11 protein-coding genes are annotated in these 12,258 nt (G+C 67.1%); 5 read left to right on the forward strand and 6 right to left on the reverse strand.

Annotated features, from left to right (window positions below; all coding sequences use genetic code 11):
• Window positions 1-52: 52 nt before the first annotated feature.
• From SBI67_RS20690 to SBI67_RS20700, 3 genes are all read left to right on the forward strand, one after another.
• Entirely contained in the window at window positions 53-607 is a 555-nt protein-coding gene (locus tag SBI67_RS20690; RefSeq protein ID WP_318982358.1) for a hypothetical protein, read from the forward strand.
• Window positions 607-3,702, forward strand: coding sequence for a helicase HerA domain-containing protein (locus SBI67_RS20695; RefSeq protein ID WP_318982359.1), 3,096 nt, complete (start codon window positions 607-609; stop codon window positions 3,700-3,702). Before SBI67_RS20690 ends, SBI67_RS20695 begins: the two co-directional genes overlap by 1 nt.
• 197 nt (window positions 3,703-3,899) lie before the next feature.
• On the forward strand, window positions 3,900-4,229 hold the full coding sequence (locus SBI67_RS20700; RefSeq protein WP_318982360.1) for a hypothetical protein: 330 nt from the start codon (window positions 3,900-3,902) through the stop codon (window positions 4,227-4,229).
• Window positions 4,230-4,289: 60 nt separating this feature from the next.
• Here the strand turns inward: SBI67_RS20700 and SBI67_RS20705 are convergent, their stop codons facing one another.
• The 4 genes from SBI67_RS20705 to SBI67_RS20720 all read right to left on the reverse strand — a co-directional run bounded on the left by SBI67_RS20705 (window position 4,290) and on the right by SBI67_RS20720 (window position 7,163).
• Entirely contained in the window at window positions 4,290-4,763 is a 474-nt protein-coding gene (locus SBI67_RS20705; RefSeq protein WP_318982361.1) for a hypothetical protein, read from the reverse strand.
• Window positions 4,764-4,835: 72 nt separating this feature from the next.
• Window positions 4,836-5,231, reverse strand: a complete 396-nt coding sequence (locus SBI67_RS20710; protein ID WP_318982362.1) for a type II toxin-antitoxin system death-on-curing family toxin — start codon at window positions 5,229-5,231, stop codon at window positions 4,836-4,838.
• The gene (locus SBI67_RS20715; protein WP_318982363.1) at window positions 5,228-5,434 is read right to left on the reverse strand and encodes a FitA-like ribbon-helix-helix domain-containing protein; all 207 of its coding nucleotides are present in this window, start codon (window positions 5,432-5,434) and stop codon (window positions 5,228-5,230) included. The genes SBI67_RS20710 and SBI67_RS20715 overlap by 4 nt, the downstream gene beginning before the upstream one ends.
• Window positions 5,435-5,555: 121 nt before the next feature.
• Window positions 5,556-7,163, reverse strand: a complete 1,608-nt coding sequence (locus tag SBI67_RS20720; RefSeq protein ID WP_318982364.1) for a peptide chain release factor 3 — start codon at window positions 7,161-7,163, stop codon at window positions 5,556-5,558.
• Between the two features lie 156 nt (window positions 7,164-7,319).
• Between SBI67_RS20720 and SBI67_RS20725 the strand changes: the two genes are divergently transcribed.
• Window positions 7,320-7,961 carry a YceI family protein gene (locus SBI67_RS20725; protein WP_318982594.1) on the forward strand — a complete coding sequence of 214 codons (642 nt, stop codon included), beginning with the start codon at window positions 7,320-7,322 and terminating at the stop codon, window positions 7,959-7,961.
• Between the two features lie 2 nt (window positions 7,962-7,963).
• Here the strand turns inward: SBI67_RS20725 and SBI67_RS20730 are convergent, their stop codons facing one another.
• On the reverse strand, window positions 7,964-9,724 hold the full coding sequence (locus SBI67_RS20730; protein ID WP_318982365.1) for a sulfatase-like hydrolase/transferase: 1,761 nt from the start codon (window positions 9,722-9,724) through the stop codon (window positions 7,964-7,966).
• Window positions 9,725-9,773: 49 nt separating this feature from the next.
• On the opposite strand from SBI67_RS20730, the gene SBI67_RS20735 reads away from it, so the two are divergent.
• Complete coding sequence (locus SBI67_RS20735; protein WP_318982366.1) at window positions 9,774-10,661, forward strand: LmeA family phospholipid-binding protein; 888 nt, start codon at window positions 9,774-9,776, stop codon at window positions 10,659-10,661.
• A gap of 6 nt (window positions 10,662-10,667) precedes the next feature.
• On the opposite strand, the gene SBI67_RS20745 is transcribed toward SBI67_RS20735, so the two are convergent.
• On the reverse strand, window positions 10,668-12,224 hold the full coding sequence (locus SBI67_RS20745) for a PTS transporter subunit EIIC (protein WP_413232537.1): 1,557 nt from the start codon (window positions 12,222-12,224) through the stop codon (window positions 10,668-10,670).
• Window positions 12,225-12,258: the final 34 nt, after the last annotated feature.

Here is a 12,258-nt window from a genome sequence, read left to right on the forward strand (position 1 = left end):
CCGTTTCCCGGCAGACCTGACCGGAACCGAACGCGCCGTACTGCTGGTCCTGATGGCACAAGCGCGACCCGTGCCCAACCCCGAAATGATCGCGCTGGGCCCAAAGCTGGAGAAGGCCGGCCGCGACAACCTGAACGCACTCGGGCTCATCGAATCCGACCGCAGCACCGGCAGATTCGTGCATGAGCTCACCGACCGTGGCTGGCGGCTGTGCCGCGACATCCTCACCGCCGGGGCGCCCCCGCGCTCCACCGGACCGGCCAAGACGCTATACACCGTCCTGGCTGCCTTCGACCGCCATCTGACCCGCGCCGATCTCAGCCTCGCCGACGTGTTCGGGATACCGGCACCGACCGTCGACGACCTTGTCCGCACCGCCTACGCGAAGCTGGCTGCGCGACCGGGTGCCTGGGTGGGGTTGACAAGCCTGCGCCACGCGATCGGCATACCCCGCCAGGACCTCGACGCCGCGCTGCACGCGCAGTACCGCACCGGCGCCATCAGCCTGATCCCCGAGGAAAACCAGAAAGTCCTCACCGCCGCCGACCGCGAGGCCGCCGTCCTGATCGGCAACCAGCCCAAGCACCTGATTAGCATCGAGGATTGATGCAGGAGGCAGACCGCGAAGCGCTGGCCGCGCTTCGCCTCACGTGGGCACCGACCAGCGACGACCTGTGGCGCCCGCAGTCTGTCACCCACGTGACCGGCCTCAACGAGCCCGCTGCCGACGACGTCATGGAAGCCTTCGGCGACGCCCTGCGCGACCCGGACAGCGCACCCCTCGGCGTGGCCATCCGTGGTCAGGCGGGCTCCGGCAAGACGCACCTGCTCGGCCAGATACGCGAACGCGTCCAAAACGACGGCGGCTTCTTTTTCGTTGTGGAACTACTCGACGCGGCCAGCTTCTGGGAATCGGTGCGCAGCGGCATCCTGGAAAGCCTGGGCCGTCCGGGCGTCGGTCGCGAGACGCAACTCAAGGATCTGCTGTGGGAGCTGTCCTCCATCGCGCACGTGTCGCGCGCCGAGCGGCGGGCCATCATCGGCGACGACGACCTCGAGCCAGACACCCTCGACCGGTTCGTCGACACGTTGGCCAAGGCACGCCGTGACGTCCGCGACTGCCACCAGACGCTGCGCGCCCTGGTCTTACTGGCCGCGACCGACTTGACCGCCCGCGATATCGGTGATGCGTACCTGCAGGCCAGCGATGAGGACGACGGAGCCGAGGACCGCAGGATGTGGCGGTTGAAGGGGACCAGCCCGTCGGCTCAGCAGTGTGTGCGCGACATCGCCCGCCTCACCGCGTTGGCCGGCCCGGCGGTGCTGGCGCTCGACCAGATCGACACCCTGCTGGCGCAGTCGTCGACACGCACCGGGGATGCTGCCCAGTCGAGTGATGGTGTGCTGGAACAGGTTGCGCACGGTTTGATGACTGTGCGCCAGACTATGCGGCGCACTGTCGCCGTGGTGGCGTGTCTGCCCTCGGCGTGGGAAGCCATCCGGGACAGGGCCACTGCCAGCGTGAGCGATCGGTTCCGAGTCACGACGCCGCTGGCCCCGCTGCCCAATGGCGACCTGGGGCGGGCCATTCTGGAACGCCGGTTCGCTGCCGGTTACAGCTCGGTGGGTTTCACACCGCCGTACCCGAGCTGGCCCATTCTGGCGTCCGCGTTCGACGACGCCGCCGGCTACACCCCGCGCCAGCTGCTGATCCGCGCCGATGCCCATGTGCGCGAACTCCTGCGCCGCGGCGCGATCACCGAACTCGCGCACCTTAGCGACTTGGTCGCACCGATGCCGGAGCCCGCCAAAGAGATTCACGACACCGCTCCGCTCGACCAGAAGTTCGTCGCCTACCGAGCCAGGGCGGTGCCGGCCGCCGCGCTGGACCCCGATGGCGAAGACACCGCCGTTCCGGCGCTTCTGCATGCGACCCTGACCGCCTGGGCGGTCGAACAGGACGACGATCAGTCCTACATTTGCGATCCACCGCCCGGGGCACATGTGATGCTGCATGCCCGGCTGCGCCGGACTCTCGACTCGGCCACCGACGACGAACAACATTGGGCGTTCCGCGCGATCGGCTCGACGAATGCGGTCGCCGCCCAGAACCGGATCAAGAAGGCCGTCAGCGCAACGGGTCTGGGAGCCGGCGGCGATCGGCGCCGGCTGTTCCTGCTGCGCAACACCGCCTGGCCCAGCGGACCGAAGACGGCGGCCGCGGTCGCCGATTTCGAACGTGCCGGGGGACGCACGCTGGCATTGTCGGATGACGACCTGCGCACCATGGCCGCGCTGCAGGATTTGATCCAGGAGGACGACGCCGGTCTGGCGGCCTGGCTGCGCGTGCGCCGGCCCGCACACAGCATCACCGTGTTACGCGAAGCGCTCGGCGGTGACGAACCGGCCAGCGCACCGATCGACGTGGAGCCGACGCCGCAGCCGGAGAACACGACTGCGATGGCGACATCCGACGAGCAGATCCCACTCGGCGTCGACGTCCGCACCGATGCGACCCTGTCGGTCGAGTTGGCCGCGCTGCGCAAACACGTGGCGATCTTCGCGGGCTCCGGCTCGGGTAAGACGGTGCTGATCCGCCGCCTCGTCGAGGAGGCCGCGCTGCGCGGGGTGTCCTCAATTGTGTTGGACCCCAACAACGATCTGTCCCGGCTCGGCAGTTCCTGGCCGGAGCGGCCGGCGGGCTGGCATCCGGCAGACGACCAACGCGCACACGACTATTTCACGAATACCGAAGTGCTCATCTGGACGCCGCGGCGGTCCACCGGCCGTCCGCTAGCCTTTCAGCCGCTGCCCGACTTCGCCAGCGTGCGTGATGACCATGACGAATACCACGACGCCGTCGAGGCCGCGTGTGCGGCGCTGGAGCCCCGCGCGCAGATCGCCGGCTCGACCGCGAAGGCAGCCCGCTCACGTGCGGTACTGCGAGAAGCGTTGCTGGACTACGGCCGTCAGCCTGTTCCTACCCTGAGTGGGTTCATCGACATGCTCGAAGACCTGCCCGACGATGTCAGCGGGCTGGCCGGCGCGGAGAAGATGGCCAGCGAGATTGCGCAGAACCTGCGTGCCGCGATGGTCAACGATCCGATGTTCGGGGGAGCGGGTCAGCCGGTGGACCCGGGTGTGCTGCTCACTCCGTCCCGCGGCTACCGAGCCCGGGTGTCGGTGATCAGCATGATCGGCCTGCAGTCCGACGAGCAGCGCCAAGGTTTCGTCAGCCAGCTGCAAATGGCCTTGTTCGCCTGGATCAAGCGCCATCCGGCTGCCGATCGGCCTTTGGGCGGCCTGTTGGTGATGGACGAGGCGCAGACGCTGGCGCCGGCCAAGGGCGTCACAGCCAGCCTGCGCAGCACGCTGGCGTTGGCGTCGCAGGCGCGTAAGTACGGCCTGGGTCTGATCTTTGCCACGCAGGCACCCAAGAGTCTGCACAACCAAATTCCGGGCAATGCCACCACGCAGTTCTACGGGCTGTTGAACTCGCCGGCCCAGATCGACACTGCCACCGAAATGGCCCGCGCCAAGGGTGGATTGGTGCCCGATATCAGCCGACTTCGGGCCGGGAACTTCTACGTGGCGACTGAGGGGGAGGCGTTCCACAGGATCGCCGCCCCATGGTGTCTGTCGTACCACCCGTCGAGCCCGCCGTCGGCTGAACAGGTGCTGGGACTCGCCCAAAGACGATGAGACCGGTCGTTGCAGGTCGTCGGGGTACTTCAGCCTTTTTCCTGCTGGCCGTTAGCTTTTCGCTATGCCGATGTGACGTCCAGCGACCATATGTACACCGAACCCTGACCGGGCACATAGCTCGGCCTTAAGGTCGGTAGCAAAACTAACTTTCAGACGTCCCTGGACGGCGTCGCGTCTGAAAGGAACCATCCGACATGAGATTTGCGAAAGTCATTTCTGCAGTAGGGATTACCGGAGCGCTCGCGATGGGTGTCGGCACCGGTGTCGCCAGCGCCGACCCGTACTGGGGGCCGCCTGGACCGCATGGCCCCGGATGGAACCGAGGGCCCGGACCCGCAGACTGGCATCACCCCGAATGGGTCGGCTGGAACGACGGTTACCCCGCACCGGGCTGGCGTCCGCCGGACGGCTGGGAACCGCCCGTGGACTGGAACAACCCCGGCGGTTGGGCTCCGCCGGCGGATTTCCACATGCGCTGCGGCGGTCCGCTGTGGAATCTGTTCCACCCGATCCCGTGCTGGTGACCCCTTAGACCTGCTCCTTGTTCTGCCGCTCGCCGTCCGGCGGGCGGCAGAACGCTGCGGCTAGGGATTAACGACGAGTGATGCTTCGGCCCAGTAGCCGCCCATCCCGGAAGGAATGGCGAGTACGCCGATCGTGCGCTCGACCTCACTTTGTCCGGGGCAGATCTGATGGACGGTCATGTCGAATCGTCGTGTCTCGTGGGGGCTGAACCACGGAAGCTTCTGTACGCCCTGGTCACCGCGATCGGTAACCGAGGCTACCGTGTAATGGCATCCCGAGGGCGGCGTCGCGGCAATGATGTTGGCGTTGATTTGCGCATTGTCGGCGTCGGCATCCGGAACGGCGCTGGCGTTGCGCAGTAGCGGCACATTCTTCGGGTCGTGCGTGTTGAGACCGGCGACGATCGATTCGGCTGCCTCCTGCTGACGCTCCGGCGTGTAGTCCTTCATCGTGTTGACGGAGTCATCATCCGCTGATAGATAGAGCGCAATCCCCGCGGCGGCGACAGCCGCAACTATGGAAACGTCGATCAAAGCGGCTCGGCGTGCCGTCGGCCCAGGCATTCCTGTCATTCCCCCGGATCAGTCAGGTACACAAACGCACGCTTAGACAGCGTTTTTCCCGGTTTTCAGGCGCCATTCGCGAAGCTGCTCGGCGATGTGATTCAGTGACGGCTCGTCTCCTTTAGCCACAGCGATGACGAAATCGAAACGATCGTCCTCCGGCGCGGCCAGCCACTCTGCGTTGATCGCGAGAAATGTGCGGCACGCCGTCCATGCCAACCGCTTATTGCCGTCCACCAGCGCGTGATTGCGTGCCAGTGAGTGCATCAACGCCGCCGCCTTGACGAACAGGTCCGGGTAGGCGTCCTCGCCGAAAACGGATGTCCGCGGACGGGCCAACGCGGACTGTAGCAACCCGTAATCGCGAACAACGACCTCGACACCGATGGTGCGTCGGGCGATCTCGAGAAGGTCTTCCAGATCGAGGTACTCGGTCATGCGTCCTTGAGGCGCTCGAGGACGGTGGCTTCTTCGGTGAGGACTCGATCGAGGGCGGCATCGACCTTCGCCTTATGGGATCGCCGGGCGATGTACTCGTCGATCGCGTCCAGGGCCACGGCTTGCATCGACCGCCCTTCTGCGGCGGCTTGTCGACGTAGCGCTTCGGTCTGCTCGTCACTGGTGCGCAGAGTCATGCCCATGGCTTGATGATACCGAAGTGATACCACTCGCGGCGGCAGATTTTCAGCAAGGTTCGGTTGTCGCTCGAAAGTCGCTCAGAGGCGGGCATTCACCACATACCCACCGGGCCACAGACCCGGCCTACCCCTCCGCCGCCACCAACGACCGCAACTTCACCGACGGGTTGTCCCGCTGGAAGCCTTCCAGCCGCCACTTGGTGGAGAACAGCACCAGCAGCACGCCGTCGGTCCGGGTCAACACCTCCGAGGACACCTGCTTGTTCATGAACTCCAGATCCGCAGGGTCCAGCACGCGGGCGACCTGATAAGGCAACGGCTCCAACGTAATCGGCGCGCCGATCTCGGTCGCCATCCGGTGGGTGGCGACCTCGAACTGCATCGGACCGACGGCGGCCAGCACGGGCGCCTGCTCACCGCGGCGGTCCGAGCGCAGCACCTGCACCACGCCCTCTTGCTCCAGCTGCTCGATGCCCTTGCGGAACTGCTTGTGCTTACTGGGATCCTTACCGCGGGCCACCGAGAAGTACTCGGGGGAGAAGCTCGGGATCGGCGGATACTGCACCGGCACATCGACATACAGCGTGTCACCGGGACGCAGTGCCCCTGCGTTGGCCAATCCGATCACATCGCCGGGCCACGCGTTCTCCAGCGTGGAGCGCTGCTGACCGAACACCGACTGCGCGTACTTGGTGACGAACGGCTTGCCGGTTCCGGCGTGGGTCAGCACCTCACCCCGCTCGAATGAGCCCGAGCACACCCGCGCGTAGGCGATCCGGTCCCGGTGCGACGAATCCATCCCCGCCTGCACCTTGAACACGAACGCGCTGAACGGCGCATCCACCGGGCGACGGACACCGTCGACGTCCACCGCGCCATTCGGCGGGGGCGCCAATTCGACCAGCACATCCAGCAGCTGGTTCACGCCAAAGTTCAGCGCCGCCGAGGTGAACAGCACCGGCGACGACTCGCCACCGAGGAACGTCTCGCGGTCGTAATCCGATCCGTCGGCGGACAGCAGCTCCGATTCCTCCACCGCGGTATCCCAGTCATCCCCGGCGGCGTCGTGCGCGTCGGCGGCCGCGATGTGCTCCTCGGGCGCCGCGGTCGCACCACCGGCGGTGCGGGTGAACCGGATGAACTTGTTCGCCCGCCGGTCCATCACCCCCTTGAAATCGCCGGCGATACCGACCGGCCAGGTCAGGGGAGTGGTACGCAGTCCGATGCGCTCGTGGATCTCGTCCATCAACTCCAGCGCGTGCCGCCCGGGCCGGTCCCACTTGTTGATCACGGTGATGATCGGGATGCCCCGGTGCTTACACACCTGGAACAGCTTCAGCGTCTGCGGCTCAAGACCTTTGGCCGCGTCGATCAGCATCACTGCGGCGTCCACGGCCGTCAGCACCCGGTAGGTGTCCTCGGAGAAGTCGGCGTGCCCCGGGGTGTCCAGCAGGTTGATCACACAATCGCGGTACGGGAACTGCAGTGCCGTCGACGTGATGGAGATGCCGCGGGCCTTCTCCATGTCCATCCAGTCCGACACGGTGGATCGACGCCCGGCCTTGCCGTGGATCGCCCCGGCCTCGGTGATCACCCGCGCGTGCAAGGCCAGCGCCTCGGTCAGCGTCGACTTACCCGCGTCAGGGTGGCTGATGACGGCAAACGTGCGACGACGGGCCGCCTCCGCGGCGACGCGGCCGGCGGTACGGGTGTCCAGGGCATTCTCGGTCATAACGCTCTCGATGGTATTTGCCCAGCAAGGGAATCAATAATCGAGCGACTCGACGCGGTTAGCTGAATGACCGGATCACTGCACAACGACGCGATGTTCTGTCACGATACAGCCGTGAAGAAACGGCGTTGGCGGATAATCCTGAGTTTGCTGATTGTGCTCGTGATCGCCGCTGTGGCAACGGCCCCGTGGGCCTTCCGCACCTACGTCGAAGGCGCTCCCGACCCCGCCTTCGCGCTCCAGCCGGGCGCCCAACCGGCCGCCACCGATGTCAACGGCTCCTGGACCGTGCAGCAGGGTTCGCAGGCCGGCTACCGCGCCGAGCAAAAGCTGTTGTGGCAGACGGTGGACGTCAACGGCCGCACCTCCGACATCACCGGTCATGCCGAGGTGACCGAATCCCGGCTGGTCTCCGCGGAATTCACGGTCAACGTGGCATCCATCGCCTCGGCCCACCCCGGCCGCGACGAACGATTCCGCGGCCCCGACGTGATGGACTCCGCAAAGTTCCCCACCGCCCAGGTCACCGTCAGCGCACCGGTCGACCTCACCCCGGTTCCCGACGACGGCCGCGCTGTCGCGGTCGACGTGCCCATCCACCTGACCCTGCACGGTGTCAGCCGCCCCGCGTCCGCGCACACCACCATCGCGCGCAACGGCGACCGGGTCGACGTTGCCGGGGCCATCCCGGTCCGGTTCTACGACTACAACGTGTCCCCACCGAAGCCGTTCGCGTCACTGCTGGCGGTGCAGCCGGTCGCGACCATCGAGTTCCTGGTGCATCTCGCCAAGGCCTGACGCTAGAACCGCAGCCAACCGCGCCTGGCCGGCCTGTGCCGGTCCGCGTATGGCCACGGCTGGTGCCGCTCGGGCACCGCGGCGGCTCGCACCTCTTTGAGCTGCGTGCGCAGGAAGCGTCGCACCTCGTCCAACGCCGGGTCTTCCCAGCGGTTGACCGCCTCGATCGGGTCCTCGGTCAGGTCGTACAGCTCCCACTGATCGTCGAGCACATCGCTGCGGTACCGCTCGCCGCCGCGTCCGCTGAACGCCAGCTGCCGCACCCCGGGCTCGGTCCAGGTCCCCGGATCGTCGAAGGTGCGCACCAGCTTCCACAGTCGACCCTGGTACCGGCGAACCAAGCCCTCGAAGTTGCCTGCCACATCCGCGGGAACCCGGATGCGCAGTGGGGCAGGGGGATTGGCCACCGCGCCGATCGCCCGCGCGGCCGCCGACGCCCCGCTGTCGCCTTCCAACACGTTGTCGCGGGTCAACAGGTACACCGCCCGGTCGTCGTCGGCCGGGCCGCCGTCCACCACGGGCATCAAATTGCGCCCTGGCAGCGGATGCACCTCGCTGAACGTCTCGGCCAATACGTCGGCGACGGCAGGCACGTCGACGCCCGCCGCGCCCAGCAAGGTCGGCACCAGGTCCACATGCGATGTCGGCGCCTCGACCGTCCGCGCCGCCGTTGCGCCGGTGCCGATACGCGCGACCACGAACGGCACCCGGGTGGCCTCGTCGTACAGGTTGAACCACTTCTGGTGCAGCCCGCCATGGGCGCCCAGCAGGTCACCGTGATCCGAGGTGCGCACCAGCACGGCATCGGTCGAGCCTGCGGTGACTGCGCGGCGCACCCGATCCAGGGGTCCGTCCACCTCGGCGTGCAACCGGTAGTACAGGTCGCGGTACTCCTGCGCCTTGCGGCGATAGGTCCGCTCGATGGCGGCGGCCGGTCCGTACCCGGAGTAGTAGGCCTCCCGGAACGCCGCCTGCGCGGCCGGCTTGGACCGCAGATCCTCCTCGGCCGTCGGCGCGGGCGGCACCGGAGGCGGGTCCAGCGGGGACGGTTGCAGGGGTGAACGTCGCGCCCACGCCGGAAACAGCACGATGTCATGCGGATTGACGAAGCTGGCCACCAGCAGGAACGGCCTCAGCGCCGCCGCGTCACCGGCGCGGCGGCGGGCGTACCGGTCGTCCAGCCATGCCACGATCCGGTCGGCGAACAACGGGTCCCGGCGAAAACCGCTGTTGGCCAGTCCCGCCCCGTGCGGCTCGGGGCCCACCCACCCGGAGAACCCGTACGGGCCCAGCGGGTCGGCATCCAGGTAGCGCTGGACCGCGGCCGGGTCCACGACGCCGGCATCATCGTTGGTGGCCAACGGCTTTCCGGTCTTCGGATCGGTCAGGTCGGCATGCGAGATATGCCATTTCCCGTCGTAGTGGGTGTCATAGCCGGCGGCGCGGAACCAGTTTCCCAGCGTCGGCACCTCGCCGCGGCGCAGCCAGCGCAACCTCGAATCGTCGTACCGCTTGCCGATGCCGTCGGTTTGGGTGACCCCGTGCAGATCCGGGTACTGCCCGGTGAACAGGGTGGGCCTGCTCGGCACGCAGGCCAGCGACCCGGTGTAGTGCCGGGTGAAGCGCACCCCGTGTTCGTCGAACCAGCGCCACCCGGCCAGCGTGCGGTGCCGCCACTGCCGCAGCGCGTCGGTCTCGTACGGCGGCGCGGCGCGTTCCTCGTCGGTCATCAGGATCACGATGTCGGGCCGCTCGGTGCTCATCTGTGAATTCTCACATCGGGCGCCCAGCCTGGTGGGGCAGAATTGCCGGATGTCGACACCGCCGCCCGACCCGGCGACCCGACGGATCCCTCGTCCGCCGCGCCCGGAGGGGCCGACGCAGCGGATTCCGCGACCCGACCCAGCGACCGAACGGATGCGGGCCCCCGAACCCGCCACCGAGAAGTTGGCGTTGCCCGGCCCGCCGCCACCGCCGAAGAAACGCAACAAGCAGACCATCGTTCTGGTCGCCGTCATCGTGATCGCCGTACTGGTCGGCAGCCTGGCCGGCGCCGAACTGTACGCCCGATACAAGGCGGCCGACGTGCTGTCCGATATCACCGACTGCCTGGTGCAGGACGGTGCCGACGTGTCGTTCTCGGTGAATCCGCCGTTCCTGTGGCAGTACCTGTCCGGTGACTACACCAAGATCTCGGTGGCCACCGCCGGTAACCGGGTGCAGGAGGCCAAGGGCATGACCGCCGACGTCACGCTCAGCGATATCACGCTCAAAGACTCCGGCGGTTCGAAGGGCACCATCGGCGCGCTCGATGCCACCCTGTCCTGGACGTCGGCCGGGATCAAGGACACGGTGGCCGAGAACCTGCCGGTGGTCGGCAGCCTGGTGACGGCCGTGCGCACCGACGCGGGCGCCGGAACGCTGATCCTGGAAGCCGCCGGCGGCACCACCGTCACCGCGCAGCCCGCGGTCGCCGACGGCAAGCTGAACCTGAACGTCACCGATGTCACCGGCCCGTTCGCCAAGGACACCGTGCAGTCCGCCCTCAACGAGCTGACCACCAAGCTCAACGACAACTACCCGCTCGGTATCAAGGCCGACAGCGTCCAGGTGACCAGCACGGGTGTGGTCGGCAAGTTCTCCAGCCGGGACGCGACGATCCCGTCCGGGCAGACGAATTCCTGTTTCGCCGACCTGTAGGAACGGCTACAGGATCCCGAGGATGTCGTTCTTCAACGCCTCGGCCTCGGTGCCGAACACCGCCTGCACGCCGTTGCCGACCTCGATGACCCCTGCCGCGCCAAGGCTTTTCAGCCGCGCCTGGTCGACCTTGGCCGGGTCGGCCACCTCCATCCGCAGCCGGGTGATGCAGGCGTCGACGTTGACCAGGTTTTCCCGACCGCCGAACGCGGCGATCACCTGCTCGGCTTTCGAGTCGGGCCGAGCATCGGTGCGAGCGTCACCCCCCGCGTCCGTCACGACGGCGGTCGCCGACTCGGCGCCTTCACCCAGGTTGGCCTGCTCCTCGGCCTCGAACTCGGCTTCCGGCTCGCGGCCGGGGGTGCGCATGTTCCACCGCGTGATGGCGAACCGGAACATCAGGTAGTAGACGACGAAGAACACCACGCCCATGCCGATGAGCAGCGGGATGTTCTTCGCCGCCGGCGCGGTGCCATAGAGCAGCAGGTCGATCAGCCCCGCCGAGAACGAGAAACCCAGATGGATATCGAGTAGGTAGGCGATGGCCAGCGACAGGCCGGTCAACACGGCGTGCACGACGTACAGCGGGAACGCCACGAACATGAACGCGAACTCCAGCGGCTCGGTCACGCCGGTGAGAAAGGCCGTCAGTGCCGCGGCCGACAGGATGCCGACGGCCACCTTGCGCTGCTTCTTGTCGGCCACGTGGATCATCGCCAACGCCGCGGCCGGCAACCCGAACATCAGGATCGGGTAGAACCCGGAGGTCAGCAGCCCCGCGCTGGGGTCACCGGCGGCGAACCGGGTCAGCTCACCGGTCACCGTGTTGCCGTCAGGAGTCTGGTAGTCGCCGTAGAGGAACCACACGTACGAGTTGGGGATGTGGTGCAGGCCCAGCGGGATCAGCATGCGATTGGCGAACCCGTAGACGAACGCTCCGAACGCGCCGGCGCCGCCGATGAACTTGCCCAGCCCGGTCAGGCCGGCGTCGAACAGCGGATAGAAGTAGCTCAGCGCGAACCCGATGAACAACGAGGCCAGCGACACCACGATCGGGACGAATCGCCGCCCACCGAAAAAGCCCAGATACGAAGGTAATTGGATGGTGTGGTAGCGATCGAACAGCCAGGCCGTGACCAGGCCCACCACGATCCCGGCGAAGACGCTGTAGTTGATCTGTGCCTGTTCGCCCGATTTGTCCAGCACGCCGGCCAGCACGATCGGCGACATGGTCTTGAACACCGCCTCGACCACCAGATAGCCGACCACGGCGGCCAGGGCGGTGGAGCCGTCCGCTTTGCGTGCGAACCCGATGGCAACGCCAACGGCGAACAGCAGCGGCAGATTTGCGAATACCGCATCGCCGGCGGCACTCATCGCCTTGAAGAACGCGCCGATGACCGGCGCGTCGATCCGCCCCAGCAGGTCGGGTTGGCCCAACCGCAGCAGAATGCCCGCCGCGGGCAACACCGCGATGGGCAGCATGAGGCTCTTGCCGAGCCGCTGCAGTTGCGCAAATCCTGGAACCCGCCTGCTGCGACCGGTTTTCGTCGACTGGCTCATTCGGCGCAGCTTAGACGAGAACCGGCGAAGCCAA

The organism is Mycolicibacterium chengduense, assembly GCF_033741155.1.
Classification (GTDB): domain Bacteria; phylum Actinomycetota; class Actinomycetes; order Mycobacteriales; family Mycobacteriaceae; genus Mycobacterium.

Excerpts from the sequence above, each read along its gene's own strand:
- SBI67_RS20690 (WP_318982358.1), top strand. The coding sequence starts at position 53 with ATGGCACAAGCGCGACCCGTGCCCAACCCCGAAATGATCGCGCTGGGC.
- SBI67_RS20695 (WP_318982359.1), top strand. The coding sequence starts at position 607 with ATGCAGGAGGCAGACCGCGAAGCGCTGGCCGCGCTTCGCCTCACGTGG.
- SBI67_RS20700 (WP_318982360.1), top strand. The coding sequence starts at position 3,900 with ATGAGATTTGCGAAAGTCATTTCTGCAGTAGGGATTACCGGAGCGCTC.
- SBI67_RS20710 (WP_318982362.1), bottom strand. The coding sequence starts at position 5,231 with ATGACCGAGTACCTCGATCTGGAAGACCTTCTCGAGATCGCCCGACGC.
- SBI67_RS20715 (WP_318982363.1), bottom strand. The coding sequence starts at position 5,434 with ATGGGCATGACTCTGCGCACCAGTGACGAGCAGACCGAAGCGCTACGT.
- SBI67_RS20720 (WP_318982364.1), bottom strand. The coding sequence starts at position 7,163 with ATGACCGAGAATGCCCTGGACACCCGTACCGCCGGCCGCGTCGCCGCG.
- SBI67_RS20730 (WP_318982365.1), bottom strand. The coding sequence starts at position 9,724 with ATGAGCACCGAGCGGCCCGACATCGTGATCCTGATGACCGACGAGGAA.
- SBI67_RS20735 (WP_318982366.1), top strand. The coding sequence starts at position 9,774 with ATGTCGACACCGCCGCCCGACCCGGCGACCCGACGGATCCCTCGTCCG.
- SBI67_RS20745 (WP_413232537.1), bottom strand. The coding sequence starts at position 12,224 with ATGAGCCAGTCGACGAAAACCGGTCGCAGCAGGCGGGTTCCAGGATTT.